General features: G+C 71.9%; 15 protein-coding genes. 13 read left to right on the top strand and 2 right to left on the bottom strand.

The window, feature by feature from the left end; all coding sequences use genetic code 11:
* Positions 1-4 precede the first annotated feature (4 nt).
* The 4 genes from ACTMSW_RS16985 (at position 5) to ACTMSW_RS16970 (ending at position 3,134) form a co-directional block, all read left to right on the top strand.
* Positions 5-607, top strand: coding sequence for a nitroreductase family protein (locus ACTMSW_RS16985; protein ID WP_441181578.1), 603 nt, complete (start codon positions 5-7; stop codon positions 605-607).
* A gap of 187 nt (positions 608-794) precedes the next feature.
* Entirely contained in the window at positions 795-1,100 is a 306-nt protein-coding gene (locus ACTMSW_RS16980; protein WP_091593012.1) for a type II toxin-antitoxin system VapB family antitoxin, read from the top strand.
* Between the two features lie 21 nt (positions 1,101-1,121).
* Complete coding sequence (locus ACTMSW_RS16975; RefSeq protein ID WP_441181577.1) at positions 1,122-2,282, top strand: acyl-CoA dehydrogenase family protein; 1,161 nt, start codon at positions 1,122-1,124, stop codon at positions 2,280-2,282.
* An 87-nt stretch (positions 2,283-2,369) separates the two neighbouring features.
* Complete coding sequence (locus tag ACTMSW_RS16970; RefSeq protein WP_441181576.1) at positions 2,370-3,134, top strand: DUF4230 domain-containing protein; 765 nt, start codon at positions 2,370-2,372, stop codon at positions 3,132-3,134.
* 96 nt (positions 3,135-3,230) lie between these two features.
* On the opposite strand, the gene ACTMSW_RS16965 is transcribed toward ACTMSW_RS16970, so the two are convergent.
* A complete protein-coding gene (locus ACTMSW_RS16965) occupies positions 3,231-3,434 on the bottom strand; it encodes a PspC domain-containing protein (RefSeq protein ID WP_441181575.1) in 204 nt (67 codons plus the stop codon).
* 327 nt (positions 3,435-3,761) lie between these two features.
* Between ACTMSW_RS16965 and ACTMSW_RS16960 the strand changes: the two genes are divergently transcribed.
* The 7 genes from ACTMSW_RS16960 (at position 3,762) to ACTMSW_RS16930 (ending at position 13,371) form a co-directional block, all read left to right on the top strand.
* Positions 3,762-5,132: an L-serine ammonia-lyase gene (locus ACTMSW_RS16960; protein WP_441181574.1), complete on the top strand. Its 1,371-nt coding sequence runs from the start codon at positions 3,762-3,764 to the stop codon at positions 5,130-5,132.
* Positions 5,133-5,166: 34 nt separating this feature from the next.
* Positions 5,167-5,994 (top strand): ABC transporter permease, encoded by an 828-nt coding sequence (locus tag ACTMSW_RS16955; protein WP_441181573.1) that lies wholly within the window; start codon positions 5,167-5,169, stop codon positions 5,992-5,994.
* Entirely contained in the window at positions 5,995-6,744 is a 750-nt protein-coding gene (locus ACTMSW_RS16950) for an ABC transporter ATP-binding protein (RefSeq protein ID WP_441181572.1), read from the top strand.
* Positions 6,741-8,720, top strand: a complete 1,980-nt coding sequence (locus ACTMSW_RS16945; protein ID WP_441181571.1) for a DUF5941 domain-containing protein — start codon at positions 6,741-6,743, stop codon at positions 8,718-8,720. Before ACTMSW_RS16950 ends, ACTMSW_RS16945 begins: the two co-directional genes overlap by 4 nt.
* A gap of 17 nt (positions 8,721-8,737) precedes the next feature.
* Positions 8,738-10,927 carry a bifunctional glycosyltransferase/CDP-glycerol:glycerophosphate glycerophosphotransferase gene (locus tag ACTMSW_RS16940; RefSeq protein ID WP_441181570.1) on the top strand — a complete coding sequence of 730 codons (2,190 nt, stop codon included), beginning with the start codon at positions 8,738-8,740 and terminating at the stop codon, positions 10,925-10,927.
* A gap of 106 nt (positions 10,928-11,033) precedes the next feature.
* Entirely contained in the window at positions 11,034-12,341 is a 1,308-nt protein-coding gene (locus ACTMSW_RS16935) for an ABC transporter ATP-binding protein (RefSeq protein WP_441181569.1), read from the top strand.
* A 103-nt stretch (positions 12,342-12,444) separates the two neighbouring features.
* Positions 12,445-13,371, top strand: a complete 927-nt coding sequence (locus tag ACTMSW_RS16930; protein WP_441181568.1) for a potassium channel family protein — start codon at positions 12,445-12,447, stop codon at positions 13,369-13,371.
* Here the strand turns inward: ACTMSW_RS16930 and ACTMSW_RS16925 are convergent.
* Positions 13,368-13,700, bottom strand: a complete 333-nt coding sequence (locus ACTMSW_RS16925) for a hypothetical protein (protein WP_441181567.1) — start codon at positions 13,698-13,700, stop codon at positions 13,368-13,370. The genes ACTMSW_RS16930 and ACTMSW_RS16925 overlap by 4 nt on opposite strands.
* Positions 13,701-13,800: 100 nt before the next feature.
* On the opposite strand from ACTMSW_RS16925, the gene ACTMSW_RS16920 reads away from it, so the two are divergent.
* Both ACTMSW_RS16920 and ACTMSW_RS16915 read left to right on the top strand, forming a co-directional pair.
* Positions 13,801-14,601: a helix-turn-helix domain-containing protein gene (locus ACTMSW_RS16920; RefSeq protein WP_441181566.1), complete on the top strand. Its 801-nt coding sequence runs from the start codon at positions 13,801-13,803 to the stop codon at positions 14,599-14,601.
* Positions 14,592-14,780: a DUF397 domain-containing protein gene (locus ACTMSW_RS16915; protein WP_441181565.1), complete on the top strand. Its 189-nt coding sequence runs from the start codon at positions 14,592-14,594 to the stop codon at positions 14,778-14,780. Before ACTMSW_RS16920 ends, ACTMSW_RS16915 begins: the two co-directional genes overlap by 10 nt.
* Positions 14,781-14,834: the final 54 nt, after the last annotated feature.

Raw genomic sequence — 14,834 nt, 5'->3', positions numbered from 1 at the left:
CGGCGTGGAGTTCCGTGAGGTGGTCCGGCGACGCCGGATGGTGCGCAACTACGACCCGGACCGTCCCGTCCCGCCCGACGTGGTGGACCGCCTGCTCGACCACGCCATCCGGGCCCCGTCGGCCGGGTTCGCCCAGGGATGGGGCTTCCTGGTGCTGGAGAGCCCGGAGGACCGGGAGCGGTTCTGGTCGGTGGCCACCCCGGTCGGCGGTGGCCGGGAGCGCTGGCTGGCCGGCATGCAGCGGGCACCGTTGATCATCATTCCGCACGCGAACCGCTCGGCGTACCTGGAGCGGTACGCGGAGCCGGACAAGGGCTGGGCCGACCGGTCGACGGAGCGCTGGCCGGTGCCGTACTGGATCGTCGACACCGGCTTCGCCGCCCTGCTGATGCTGCTCACCGCCGTGGACGAGGGGCTGGGGGCGTGCTTCTTCGGCATCCCGCCGCAGCGGACGGACGACTACCGGTCGGCGTTCGGGGTGCCGGAGGAGTACCAGCCCGTCGGTGCGATCACGGTGGGTTACCGCGCGCCGGACCACCGGTCACCGTCGCTGCGTCGCGGGCGTCGTCCGGTGGACGAGGTGGTCCGCCGGGGCCGGTGGAGTTGAGCGACCCGCGGGGTTCGTCCGGTTGTGAAACGGACGCCCGGTAGCGAAACTGACATCAGGGAGCAGAACGCGGTGTGAAACGGGCGGCTACGCTGACACGGTCATCGGTGCCGCGGGTGTGGTGCCACGCCGCGACCCGGTGCGGGGCCGTGGGTCGGCCCGGCCGCGGGGAGGGGAGCGTGCCGTCGTGATCTTCAGAGCGGTCCGGGACGGGCGTCCCTATCCGGAGCACAACCTGACGCTCAAGCAGTGGGCGGAGATCCCTCCGCGTCCGCTGCGCCTGGACCAGTTGATCACCACCAAGCGCGAGCTGGCGTTGGACAAGCTGCTCGCCGAGGACTCCACCTTCTACGGCGACCTGTTCCCGCACGTCGTGCAGTGGAACGGCGGCCTCTACCTGGAGGACGGGCTGCACCGCGCCCTGCGGGCGGCGCTCCAGCAGCGCAACCAGATCCACGCCCGGGTGCTCGTCCTCTCCGAGGCGGTGGAGTGAGTCTTCGTTAAGGTGGCCCGCATGAGCCCTCTGGACCTGCTCGACCTGGACGCGTCGCTCACCTCCGAGGAGCGGCAGATCCGCGCCGTCGTGCGCCAGCTCATCGACGACCGGGTACGCCCGCACGTCGCCGGCTGGTACGAGGAGGGTCAGGTGCCGGCGCGGGAACTGGCCCGCGAGTTCGGAAAGCTCGGCCTGCTCGGCATGCATCTGACCGGGTACGGCTGCGCCGGCTCGTCGGCCGTCGCGTACGGGCTGGCCTGCCTGGAGCTGGAGGCCGGCGACTCGGGGGTCCGCTCGCTGGTCTCCGTGCAGGGGTCGCTGGCGATGTACGCCATCTGGCAGTACGGCAGCGAGGAGCAGAAGCAGCGCTGGCTGCCGGCGATGGCCACCGGCGAGGCGATCGGCTGCTTCGGGCTGACCGAGCCGGACCACGGCTCCGACCCGGCGTCGATGGCCACCCGGGCCCGCCGCGACGGCGACGACTGGATCCTGCACGGCGGCAAGATGTGGATCACCAACGCGCCCGTCGCGGACGTCGCGGTGATCTGGGCGCGCACCGACGAGGGCGTACGCGGCTTCGCCGTACCCATGGACACGCCCGGTGTCACGGCGCGGGAGATCCGGCACAAGATGTCGCTGCGCGCGTCGGTGACCGGCGAGATCACGCTCGACGACGTCCGGCTCCCGGCGGACGCGCGACTGCCCGGGGCCAGCGGGCTGAAGGCTCCGCTGAGCTGCCTGACCGAGGCCCGGCACGGCATCGTCTGGGGGGCGCTCGGCGCGGCCCGGGACTGCCTGGAGACCGCCCTGACGTACGCGACCACCCGCACCCAGTTCGGCCGGCCGCTCGCCGGGTTCCAGCTCACCCAGGCCAAGCTCGCGGACATGGCCGTCGAGTGGAACAAGGGCTTCCTGCTCGCTCTCCAGCTCGGGCGGCTGGCCGACGCCGGGAAGCTGCGCCCGGACCAGGTCAGCGTGGGCAAGCTCAACAACGTGCGGGAGGCGCTGGCCATCGCCCGGCAGTGCCGCACGATCCTCGGCGCCAACGGGGTGTCCGGCGAGTACCCGATCATGCGGCACGCCAACAACCTGGAGAGCGTGCTGACGTACGAGGGCACCTCCGAGATCCACCAGCTGGTCATCGGGCAGAAGCTCACCGGGCTGTCGGCTTTCGCGTAACCCGTTCGGGTGGCTCGCCGAGCGGCTGTCGTACCGGGGTCGTAACGTCTGAGGTAGACGACGTGTCTGACGAGGACGGAGAGGGCCATGGCCCGCGACGCTGAGATCAACGAACCCACCAGGGAGTTTCCCGGCTACCCGACCGCCGACACGCTCAAGACCCGGTCGGACGCGCCGCCCGAGCCCGCACCGGGCTCGCCGGCACCGTCCGGTGGGCCGGCCCGCGGCCTGCTCTGGGTGCTCGGCGCGGCGGCACTGGCCGTGGTCGCGCTCCTCGGCGTGCAGGCCACCGGCCTGCTGCCGGACTTCCGCAACCCGTTTTCCAAGGAGCAGACCGACCGCAGCCAACCGCCGCTGCTCCAGTCGATTCAGGACCTCAGCCGCTACGTCGCCGCCGAGGGCAACTTCCAGGTGGTCGTCGACCTCCAGAACGACCGGCGCAACGTGCCCGACTGGCTGCTCAACGACCGCACGCTCTTCGTCGGCGCGGGCAGCGTAGAGGCGTACGTCGACTTCGCGAAGATCTCCGAGGGAGCCATCGTCGAGTCGGCCGACCGGAAGTCGGTGGAGATCAAGCTGCCCGCGCCGCAGCTCGGCAAGACCAACCTCGACCTGGAGAAGAGCTACGTCTTCGCCGAGGAGCGCGGGCTGCTCAACCGCGTCGGTGACCTGGTCGGCGGTGACCCCAACCGGCAGCAGCAGGTCTACCAGCTCGCCGAGGAGCGGATCACCACCGCCGCCCGGGACAGCGGGCTCAACCAGCGGGCGGAGGAGAACACCCGCAAGATGCTCGAGGGTCTGCTCCGCTCCCTCGGCTACGAGAAGGTCACCGTCACCTACACCGCCCCCTGACCCCTCCCCGACTCCCGCCGGCAGTTTCAGAGAAAGAGTGGCCATTCCGGCGGCGGAGGCGACTCTTTCTCTGAAACTGCGCGAGCCAGGGGTGGATCAGTAGCGCGTCGTGTAGCGGTCCTCGTTCGGCATGAGGGCCCACAGCACCAGGTAGACGATCACCTGGGTGCCGGGCAGCAGCAGCGACAGCAGGAACAGCAGCCGGATGAACCCGGCCGACCGGCCGTAGCGCTGCGCGAGGCCGGCGCACACACCGGCGATCATGCGTCCCTGACGGGGGCGAACAAGCCTGCGATTCATCGTCGTACTCCCACTCTGCGGCGTTCCGCCGCTCTGCCGTCAACGGTAGGAAGGACCGGCCACCTCGCCCTCGGTCCCAGGGAGGATCAGCGGCCCGCCGACCCGTAGGTGCATACCCGCGAGTGCCACCCGCGACGCCTCTCCCCGACCCCTACACGGTCCGGCCCCCACCGGGCGGCGGGGTCGGGCGGGGCGTGAGCTGGGCGGGTAGGCTCGATGATTGGGCACCCAACACCCCGGGCGTCCGACCGAGCCGCCCGGACCGGGACCGGCCATGACCCCGGCGGAACCTCGCACGACGAGGTACGGCGGCGAGGAAGTGCAGACATGATCAGCGTTTTCGACCTCTTCAGCGTCGGTATCGGGCCGTCCAGCTCGCACACCGTCGGGCCGATGCGGGCGGCACGGACGTTCGTCGCCGGGCTCAAGGCCGACGGGCTGCTGGCCGACACCGCCCGGGTGCGGGCGGAACTCTTCGGCTCGCTGGGTGCCACCGGACACGGCCACGGCAGCGACCGGGCGGTGCTGCTGGGCCTGGCCGGGGAGGCGCCGGAGACGGTCGACACCGACTCGGTGGACGCGCGGGTCGCGCGGTTCCGGGCCGAGCGCCGGCTCGCCCTGCTGGACGCGCACGAGGTGAACTTCGACCCGGACCGGGACCTGGTGCTGCACCGCCGGCGGTCCCTGCCCTACCACCCGAACGGGATGACCTTCGCCGCGTACGACGGCGAGGGCGCGGAGATCCGTACGCGGACGTACTACTCGGTCGGCGGCGGGTTCGTGGTCGACGAGGCGGCGGCCGGGGCGGACCGGATCAAGCCGGACACCACCCGGGTGCGGTACCCGTTCTCGACGGGCGGGCAGTTGCTCGCCGTGACGCGGGAGACGGGGCTGTCGATCGGCGAGGTGATGCTCGCCAACGAGTTGTCCTGGCGTACCGAGGGTGAGGTGCGGGCCGGCCTGCTGGAGATCTGGCGGGTGATGCGGGAGTGCGTGGCGCGGGGCTGTGAGCGGGACGGCGTACTCCCGGGGGGTCTGAAGGTCCGGCGGCGCGCCGCGGAGCTGCGGAAGAGCCTGGACGCGGAGGTCGACGCGAGCGACCCGCTGCGCGCGATGGACTGGGTGACCCTGTTCGCGCTGGCGGTGAACGAGGAGAACGCGGCCGGCGGCCGGGTGGTCACCGCGCCCACCAACGGCGCGGCGGGGATCATTCCGGCGGTCCTGCACTACTACGCACGGTTCGTGCCGGGCGCCTCCGACGAGGGTGTGGTGCGGTTCCTGCTGGCGGCCGGTGCGATCGGTGTGCTGTTCAAGGAGAACGCGTCGATCTCCGGCGCGGAGGTGGGCTGCCAGGGTGAGGTCGGCTCTGCGTGCTCGATGGCCGCCGCGGGGCTGGCGGAGGCGCTGGGCGGTACGCCGGAGCAGGTGGAGAACGCGGCCGAGATCGGCATGGAGCACAACCTGGGGCTGACCTGCGACCCGGTCGGCGGCCTCGTGCAGATCCCCTGCATCGAGCGCAACGCGGTGGCTAGCATCAAGGCGATCACCGCCGCCCGGCTCGCGTTGCGCGGCGACGGGGTGCACCACGTCTCGCTGGACAAGGTCATCAAGACGATGCGTGAGACCGGGGCGGACATGAAGGTCAAGTACAAGGAGACGGCACGCGGCGGCCTGGCCGTCAACGTGATCGAGTGCTGAACCGGTCACGGCCGTCTCCGGGGCGGGAGGCGGCGTGACCTCTGGCGTCGGGGCGTTGTGGTCGCACCGCGACGCGCTGCGCCTGCTGGTCAGACGTGACCTGGCGGTGAAGTACCAGCAGTCGGTGCTCGGGTACCTGTGGTCGCTGATCGAGCCGCTGGGCACCGGCGCGATCTACTTCTTCGTCTTCGGTGTCCTGTACGCGCGGGACACCACGCGCCACCTGGGCGATGCCGCCGACTCGTACCCCCTCTTCCTGATCACCGGGGTCTTCGCCTGGATGTGGACCAGTTCGGCGCTGAGCGAGGCGACGAACGCGCTCACCGGGCAGGCTCGCCTGATCACCACGATGAACATGCCCCGGCAGCTCTTTCCGATCGGCCGGGTGGTGGGTCGGGTCGCCGAGTACGCGGCCGGGCTGCCGATCCTGGTGGCGGTGGCCGTCGCGTACGCGGTGGACGGCCGGGTCGACCTGGGCTGGTCGGTGCTGGTGCTGCCGCTGGCGATCGCGGTGCAGGGCGCGCTGCTGATCGGGCTGGCGCTGCTGCTGTCGGCGGTGAACGTGCTGATGCGCGACGTGGAACGGTTCATGCGGCTGGTGATCCGGGTGCTGTTCTACGCGACGCCGATCATCTACCCGCTGAGCCTGGTACGGGACTCGGACCTGCCCGGCTGGGTGAAGGTCGCCTACGAGCTGAACCCGCTGGTCGGCATCTTCCAGTTGCACCACGCGGTCTGGTACCCGGACGAGTTCCCGAACGCGCGGCTGCTTGCCACCGCCGTGGTCGGCAGCCTGCTGGTGCTGGCCGCCGGCTGGTGGGCGTTCCGCCGGCTCGAACCGGCCGTGCTCAAGGAACTGTGAATGGCCGCGGCGATCATCGAGGCCGACGGGCTCGGCATCCGGTTCGTGCGGAACCGGCGGCGGCAGTTGCGACTGCGCGAGTTCTTCATCCACCGGGGCGCGACGCGCGGCGTGGACGACGGCCGGTTCTGGCCGCTGCGCGACCTGTCGTTCACGATCGCCGCGGGGGAGACCGTCGGGGTGATCGGTCGCAACGGCACCGGCAAGAGCACCCTGCTGCGGTTGATCGCCGGCGTGCTGATCCCCGACGAGGGCAGGATCCGCGTCTCCGGTGACGTGGCCCCGCTGCTGGAGCTGTCCGCGGGATTCTCCGGTGATCTGACCGGCCGGGAGAACCTGTACCTGGTCGGCGGTCTGCACGGGCTGTCCACGGCGTACCTGCGGCGGCACTTCGACGAGATCGTCGCGTTCGCCGGTGAGCAGGTGGAGCGGGCCATCGACTCGTCGGTACGGCACTACTCGTCCGGGATGAAGGTGCGACTAGGCTTCGCGATCATCTCGCATCTACCGCACCCGATCCTGCTCATGGACGAGGTGACGGCGGTCGGGGACGCGGAGTTCCGCCGGAAGTGCTATGCGACGATCGATCGTCTGCTCGGGGAGGGGCGCACGCTGGTGCTGGTGTCACACAACGAAAACGACCTGACCCGGTTCTGCCGTCGGGGGTTCTACCTCGACGCGGGCCGGTTGACCGTGGACGGGACGATCGGCGAGGCGCTGGACGCGTACCACGGAGCGGTGGAGCGGTGACCCTCGCGATCGTGCTCGCCGCCGACGCGGCCGCGGGCCCGCACACGCTGGTGGAGCGCCTGGTGGAGCAGTGCCGGCGGGCCGGCGCGAGCGAGGTGCGCCGCGCCGCCGACCTGGACGAGCTGGCGGCGTTCGCGGAGGCGGCCACCGGCCCGGTGCTCGTCACCGGCACCGACCTGGTCGCGCACACCGCCGTCCTGCGGCACCTGGCCACCAGCCCGGTCGGGCCGACGGTGGCGCTGGTGCTCACCGATCCGCCCGCGCACGGCCGCACGGCGGTCCGCGAGGAGCGCGGTCAGGTGGTGGCCGCCGGTCCCGCGGAGGAGTTGGGCGGCGACGTCACCGGCACGTTCGGGGGCGCGCTGCGGGTCGGCACCGCCGATGTGCCGGCCCTCGTCGCGGCGGCACGGGCGGTGGCCGCCGGGGTGGTCGCGGTGGGACCGGCCGCGCGGGCCGGAGCGGCGCCGGGCGGGTCCGCGGTGGACCGGCTCTTCGCCGGCCTCACCGCGCGCGGCACGCTGACGTTCGCCCATCGGGTACGTCTGCTCGTGGCGCACCGGGTCGCCGACGCGACCGACCTGACCGGGGCGGAGGCGGCGGTCGCCGCCGTCGACGAGGACCGGGCGGAGCTGCGGCTGTCGGTGAAGGAGCGGGACGACTTCTTCACGACGTACTTCGTGAGCACCTGGTCCCCGCACGTGACGAAGCTGTCGGCGCGGCTGCGGCTGACCCCGACCGTCGTCACGATGATCTCGATCGCGTTCGCGGTGGCGGCGGCGGTGCTGTTCGCCGTCGGCGACCGGCCGGCGCTGGTGCTCGGCGGGGTGCTGCTCTACCTGGGCTTCGTGCTGGACTGCGTGGACGGCCAGTTGGCCCGCTACACCCGCAACTTCAGCGCCTGGGGCGGCTGGCTGGACACGATGGCCGACCGGGCCAAGGAGTACGTGGTCTACGCGGGTCTCGGCTACGGCGCGACGGCCGCCGGGTACCGCTACGGGTGGGCGTTGGCGATCGCCGCGATGACCGTCCAGACGGTGCGTCACATGACCGACACCTGGTACGGGGCGCTGCACGACGAGGCGGCGCGCCGCCCGAAGGCCGTCGGCGGGGGCGGCGGGATCGGCGACCGGCTCAACGCCGCGTCCACGCGGGTGCAGGCGGACACCGGGTCGCTGTCGTACTGGCTGAAGCGGACGGTGGTGTTCCCGATCGGGGAGCGGTGGGCGCTGATCGCGATCACCGTGGCGCTGTTCGGTCCGCTGGTGGCCCTGGTCGCGGTGCTGGTGTGGGCGGCGCTGGCGTTCGCGTACACGGGTGCCCTGCGTACGCTGCGGGCCCGCTGGATGCGGGTCGGGGTGCTGGACACGGTCGACACCTCGCTGCACCGCGACGACGGCCCGGCGGCCCGCCGGCTGCCGGCGGTGCCGTGGCGCAGGCCGCTGGAGTCGACCGTGTTCGCCGCGGCGGCGATGGCGGCGTTGCTGGTGCTCGCCCTGCGCGGCGGTGACGCCGTCCCGCGCTGGGTGCCGCTGGCCGCCCTGGTGTTGCTGCTGCCCGCGGCCGGTATGGCGCGGGTGCCGCACGGGGGCGCGCTGGACTGGTTGGTGCCGGCGGCGTTGCGGGCCGCCGAGTACCTGTTCGCGATCGCGGTGGGTGTGGTCGGCGACGTGCCGGCCTGGGTGATCTTCGGGTACGTCTTCGTGCTGACCCTGCACCACTACGACCTGACTGCCCGGTTGGAGAAGCGGAAGGTGGCGCCGCCGCTGCACGCGGCCACGCTGGGCTGGGAGGGGCGTTCGGCGGTGCTGGCCCTGGCTGCGATCGTGGGATTCGCCGGTATCGGGATGGCTACACTCGGTACGTACCTTCTCGTGGTTTTCGTGGCAAGCGTCGCCCTCGCCTGGGTGGTCCTGCCCGCCCGCGCCGCGCGGGCGACGGCCGGTCCGGTCGGCGCCGGAGGTGGCTCGCCGGGCTGAGGTGAGGGACGGCCGGTGTGACCCTGATCAGCTTCGTCGTGCCGGCCTGGCGAGTGCAGGGCTACCTGCGCGAATGCCTGGACTCGATCCTCGGGCAGCCGGAGAGCGACATCGAGGTGATCGGTGTCGACGACTGCTCGCCCGACGACAGCGGCGCAATCCTCGCCGAGTACGCCGACCGCGACCCCCGCGTGCACGCGATCCGGTTGCCGGAGAACGCCGGGCTCGGTCCGGCCCGCAACGTCGGGCTGGACCGGGCCGTCGGCGAGTACGTGTGGTTCGTCGACGGCGACGACTGGCTGGAACCGGAGTGCCTCACCGCCGTCTCCGACCGCCTGCGCGCCACCCGCCCGGACGTCCTCGTCGTCGACCACGTCCGGGCCTGGTGGAACACCAGCACCACCCGCAGCGGAATGCGCGACGTCTACCCCGAACCGGCCGGCCCGGAGACCTTCCGGCTGCGCGAGCGGCCGGAGGCGGTCCGCCTGCTGCACACCGCCTGGAACCGGTTGCTGCGCCGGCAGTTCCTGGTCGACAACGGCCTGCGCTTCGCCCCCGGCTGGTACGAGGACGTGTCGTTCACCTATCCGGCGCTGATGCTCGCCGAGCGGATCGGCGTCCTGGACCTGGTGTGCGTCAACTACCGGCAGCGCCGCACCGGGGCGATCACCCGGACGCGGGGCGAGCGCCACTTCGACGTGTTCGCGCAGTGGCACCGGGTGTTCCGCCTGATGGACGAGTGGGGACCGGCCGTCGACGAACTGCGGCCCGTCGTCTTCGAGCGGATGATCTGGCACTACCTGACCGTGCTCGGCAACGGGGAGCGCATCGCCCCGGAGCTGCGACCCCGGTTCTTCGCCCGGATCACCGACGACTACCGGCGCTGGCTGCCACCGCAGGGCCATCCGGTCCCGCCCGGTGTGGACGGCCTCAAGCACCGGCTGGTCGCCGCGGGCCGGTGGCGGACGTTCAGCGCGCTGCGCAACGCGTACCTCGCCCGGGACGCCGCCGGGCGACGGGCCCGGCGCGTCACGCGGCGGGTGACCCCGGCGGCGCGGCGGACCGCCCGGCGGGCCCGGGACGTGGTGCTGCACGAGTACTACCGGACCGAACTGCGGCGACCCGTCGATCCGACGCTGGCCGTCTACGCCGCCTACTGGTACCGCGGCTACGCCTGCAACCCGGCGGCGATCTACGAGGCCGCCCGCCGGCTGGCCCCCCGCGTGCGGGGTGTGTGGATCGTGCGGCGGGACCGGGTGGACACCCTCCCCGAGGGCGTCGAGTACGTGGTGGCGGGGACGCCGGCCGCGTACCGGACGCTGGCGCGGGCCCGCTGGCTGGTCAACAACGTCAACTTCCCGGACGCCGTCCGCAAGAGGCCCGGCACCGTGCACGTGCAGACCCACCACGGCACCCCGGTCAAGGTGATGGGACTGGACCAGCAGCGCTACCCGGTGGGCGCGGTGGGCATGGACTTCGCCGGGCTGCTGCGCCGGGTGGACCGGTGGGACTACAGCATCACCTCGAACAGCTTCTCCACCCAGATGTGGGACCGGGCGTACCCGGCCGCGTACACCACCCTGGAGGTCGGCTACCCGCGCAACGACCGGCTGGTCACCGCCACCGGTGCGGAGGTGCGCCGGATCCGCGCCGAGCTGGGCGTCGGTGTCGGCGAGCAGGTCGTCCTGTACGCGCCGACGCACCGCGAGCACCTGCCGGGCTACCGGCCGCCGTTCGACCCGGACTGCCTTCTCGACGTGCTCGGCCCGTCGGGTCGCCTGCTCATGCGCAGCCACTACTTCCACGACCGGGACCGGCGGACACTCCGCGCGGTCGACCGGGACCGGGTCCACGACGTCAGCGCCCACCCGCGCGTCGAGGACCTCTACCTCGCCGCCGACCTGCTGGTCACCGACTACTCGTCGGCCATGTTCGACTACGCGGTCCTGGACCGGCCGATCGTGCTCTACGCACCGGACTGGGAGGCGTACCGCCTGGCGCGCGGCGTCTACTTCGACGTGACCGCAGAGCCGCCCGGTGTGGTCGCCCGGACCTTCGCCGGCCTGCTCGAGGCGTTCCGGTCGGGTGCGGTGCGCGGGGAGGCGGCCGAACGGGCCCGTCAGCGGTTCCGGGACCGGTTCTGCTCGCTGGACGACGGGCGCGCCGCCGAGCGGGTGGTCCGCCGCGTCTTCATCGAAGGCGCTTAATAGGACTGTTACGAGTCGAATATGGCACGTTCACCCGATGTGCCAATTGAATGATGCTCGTCACAGTCATTGCCGGGGTCTGACCGGCGAACTGGGGGAGGAGACGGTGACCACCGTCGCGCTCAAGGATGTCACAAAGGTGTTCAAGGACGGCACGCTCGCCGTCGACACCGTCAACCTGGACGTCGAGGACGGCGAGTTCATGGTGCTGCTCGGCCCGTCCGGATGCGGCAAGTCGACCGTCCTCCGGATGGTCGCCGGCCTGGAGGACCCGACCTCCGGCGCGGTGCTGCTGAACGGCGAACTCGCCAACGACCTGCCGCCCCGGGAACGCGGCGTCGCGATGGTCTTCCAGGACTTCGCCCTGTACCCGCACATGTCCGTGAACGACAACATCGCGTTCCCGCTCCGGCTGGCCGGTCTGGAGCCGGAGCGCCGCGGCGAGCGGGTCACCGACGTGGCCAGCGCGCTGGGCATCGGCGACGTGCTCGCCCGCAAACCCAGCCAGCTCTCCGGCGGGCAGCGCCAGCGCGTCGCCATGGGCCGCGCGATCGTCCGCCGTCCGGGGCTCTTTCTGATGGACGAGCCGCTGTCCAACCTGGACAGCGGCCTCCGCGCCGAGCTGCGTGCGGAGATCTCCGGTCTGACGCGGGAACTGGGCGTCACCACCATCTACGTGACCCACGACCAGGCCGAGGCGCTCACCATGGCCGACCGGGTCGCCATCATGCGCAAGGGTGTCCTCCAGGACGTCGGCACCCCCACCCAGGTGTACGGCCGGCCGGCCACCCTCTACGTGGCCGCGTTCCTCGGCAGCCCCCGGATGAACCTGCTGGAGGCGTCGGTCTACGTCCACCTCGACCGGTACGTCACCCTCACCCTCGGCGACCAGGCGCTCTACCTGCCGTGGAACGACATCCGCACCCGGGCCGTGGCGCACTACCACGGGGAGCGGATCGTCGTGGGCATGCGCGCGGAGGCGCTCACCCCGGTCGCTCCGGACAGCCCCGGCGACGTCCTCCAGGGCCGCATCCGCTACCTGGAGCACCACGGGCACGAGTCCCTCGCCTTCCTCGACATCGGCGCCACCGCCGTCGTCGTCGACGAGATGAGCAGCGGCCCGGTCGAGACGCCGGCCGGTGGCCAGCGCGGGCTGCGCCTCTTCGGTCAGGTCGTGCAGCGGTTCGCCGGGCGCTCCGCCGACCAGGAGGACCCGGCCGAGCCGGGCTCCGGCTCGCGGACCAGCGTGCTCCACGACCCGGGCCGTCACCACCGCCGCCCGGCGGAACTCGCCGTACGGCTCGCGCCGTACCCCGCGGTCACCTCCGGTCACCCCATGGCGGTCCAGGTACGCATGGACGCCCTGCACTTCTTCGACGAACGCGGCGACCGCATCGACGTCGGCTGGCGCTGAGTGGTAAGGAAGGGCACCCTATTAACGCCTGGTGTAGAGGAAGGGCCCCTCCTTAACGCCTTGTCGACCGTGTGCCGGTCGCGGTGCGTGCCGGCTCGGGATAATGAGCGGCAACCGTGGCGGCGCACCGGAGGCGGGACCGATGGACTGGGTGTCGACGGTGGTGGGCATCGGCGTCGTCGTCATCGTGCTCCGGGACGTGTTCCACACGCTGCTGCACCCCGCCGGCCGGGGCACCCTCGCCCGACTGGTGATGCGGCTGGTGTGGCGCTCCACCAGCCGGGGCGGCCGGAAGGGGCGCATCTCCGGCCTGGCCGGACCGCTCGGCATGGCGGCGGTGGCCCTGCTCTGGAGCCTGGCGACCATCGTCGGCTGGGCCCTGGTCTACCTCGCGGACATGCCGGAGGGTTTCGCCTTCTCCGTCGAGTCGCACGAGCGCAACAGCCTGCTCGACGCGGTCTACCTGTCGCTGGTGACGGTCACGACGCTCGGCTTCGGCGACATCGCGCCGACCTCCATCTGGATGCGCCTCGCCACGCCGATCGAGGCGTTGATCGGCTTCTCGCTGCTCACCGCCGTGGTCGCGTGGGTCGTGGAGATCTACCCGGCGCTGACCCGGCGTCGCGTCCTGGCGCTGCGCCTGTCGGTGCTGCGCCGGGCCCGCAACCACCCGGAGGACGAGCCGCCCGAGCACCTTCCGCCGGACCTGCTGGCCGACCTGGCGGCGGCGGTGGCCGAGGTCAGGGTCGACCTGACCCAGTTCCCCACGAGCTACTACTTCCGGGAACAGACCGAGGAGACCGCCCTGCCGGCCATGCTCCGGTACGCGCTGGACCTGGTGGACCTGGCCGCCGAGTCGACCGACCCGCATGTCCGTACGGCGGGCCGGATGCTGGGCTGCGCGCTGGACGACCTCGCCACGGTGCTCGACGACGACTTCCTGCGGGTCGGCGGCGACACCCGGGCGGTGCTGCGGGAGTACGCGCGGGACCAGCGGCACCACGCCGAGACCGCGTGGAGCGGCTCCTAACCCGGCGGGTGGGGCCGACGGTACGGGCCCCAGGCCACGAACCTGGTGAAGAGGTCCCGAGGGCTGGGGCCGTCGTCGGGGTTGAGCCGGTACAGGTCGCGGGCCGCCTCGTAGAGCAGCCCACAGAGGTAGATCGACAGGCCGACGGCGTTGTCCTCGTACTCGATCTTGAGCAGCAGCCGGGCGTGCGCGCACGGCCAGGGCTGACCGCAGGCCCGGCAGCACCACATCGGGCGGAGCGGGGTGTGCGGCGTGGCGTGCGACGGGTGCGGCCGGGGACGGTCCGGCGGGGGACCGTAGGGCGGCTGCGGAAGCTGGTGGCGGATCACGAGTGACAGTCTGGTGAGGGCGCGACTACTGTCGGAAGGCGTTCGTGCCCTACCAGCTCGGTCGTGCAATCGGCTGTCGCTCGCGTGCAGAGGTGTGCAGATGTCGGGAATGCCGATGCTGGAGTTGTTCGCCGGTGAGCTGCGCCGGTTGCGGACCGACGCCGGGATGTCCCAGGAGGCGCTCGGCGAACGACTCAACTACTCCGCCTCGCTGGTGGCGGCGGTGGAACAGTCTCGTCGCCCGCCCCGCGAGGAGTTCACCCAGCGATGCGACGAGGTCCTGGCCGCGGGTGGTCTGCTGGTCCGGATCCGGGAGGCGATCCTGCGGGAGAGCCTGATGCCGTGGTTCCGCGAGTGGGTGACGATCGAGCAGGAGGCGTTGACACTGCGGAGCTTCCAGCCGCTGGTCGTGCCGGGCCTGCTCCAGACGGAGGCGTACGCGCGGGCGCTCTACGAGGGCGCGGCGCAGCTCGTGGGTGAGGAGGTCGAGCAGCCGCTCGCGGCCCGGCTCGCTCGGCAGGGGGTGTTGAACCGACCGTCGCCGCCGCAGTTCGTGGTGGTGCTCGATCGCACCGTGCTGGAACGGCCGGTCGGCGGACCGCAGGTGATGCGCGACCAGCTCCGTCACCTGGTCGAGGTGGGTCGTCGACCCCGGGTGCATCTGCACCTGGTGCCGCGTGACGTCGGGGCGTACCCGGGGCTGAACGGCGCGTTCGTCGTCGCCACTCCACCCGAGGGCGACGACATCGTCTACCTCGACAACCAAATGCGGGGGACCATTGTGGAGCGCGCGGTCGACGTAAACTCCCTGCGGCAGACCTGGGAGTCCGTGCGGGCGGAGGCGTTGCCCCACGGGGCCACGCTCAGGATGATCTCGGAGGCGGCAGAGGCATGGACCTGACCGGCGCGATCTGGCGCAAGAGCACTCGGAGCAGCGGCAACCAAGGCGACTGCGTAGAGGTGGCCGACAACCTGCCCGGTGTGGTCGGCGTGCGGGACAGCAAGCATCGGCAGGGGCCGGTGCTGATCTTCGGCCCGGCGACCTGGCGAGCGTTCGTGAGGTTCGCCAAGCGCCACTGAGGCTCCGGCCGGCAGCACCGCCATGGTCGACTCGATATCACTGACATCGCGGTG

The organism is Micromonospora sp. BQ11, assembly GCF_052068135.1.
Lineage (GTDB): Bacteria > Actinomycetota > Actinomycetes > Mycobacteriales > Micromonosporaceae > Micromonospora.
Note: the sequence above shows the minus strand (reverse complement) of the source record. Positions and strands in the feature narration are given on the sequence as shown.

Bases quoted from the DNA above. Each gene is read 5' to 3' on its own strand.
- ACTMSW_RS16975 (WP_441181577.1), top strand. From the start codon at position 1,122: ATGAGCCCTCTGGACCTGCTCGACCTGGACGCGTCGCTCACCTCCGAG.
- ACTMSW_RS16970 (WP_441181576.1), top strand. From the start codon at position 2,370: ATGGCCCGCGACGCTGAGATCAACGAACCCACCAGGGAGTTTCCCGGC.
- ACTMSW_RS16965 (WP_441181575.1), bottom strand. From the start codon at position 3,434: ATGAATCGCAGGCTTGTTCGCCCCCGTCAGGGACGCATGATCGCCGGT.
- ACTMSW_RS16960 (WP_441181574.1), top strand. From the start codon at position 3,762: ATGATCAGCGTTTTCGACCTCTTCAGCGTCGGTATCGGGCCGTCCAGC.
- ACTMSW_RS16950 (WP_441181572.1), top strand. From the start codon at position 5,995: ATGGCCGCGGCGATCATCGAGGCCGACGGGCTCGGCATCCGGTTCGTG.
- ACTMSW_RS16930 (WP_441181568.1), top strand. From the start codon at position 12,445: ATGAGCGGCAACCGTGGCGGCGCACCGGAGGCGGGACCGATGGACTGG.
- ACTMSW_RS16920 (WP_441181566.1), top strand. From the start codon at position 13,801: ATGTCGGGAATGCCGATGCTGGAGTTGTTCGCCGGTGAGCTGCGCCGG.
- ACTMSW_RS16915 (WP_441181565.1), top strand. From the start codon at position 14,592: ATGGACCTGACCGGCGCGATCTGGCGCAAGAGCACTCGGAGCAGCGGC.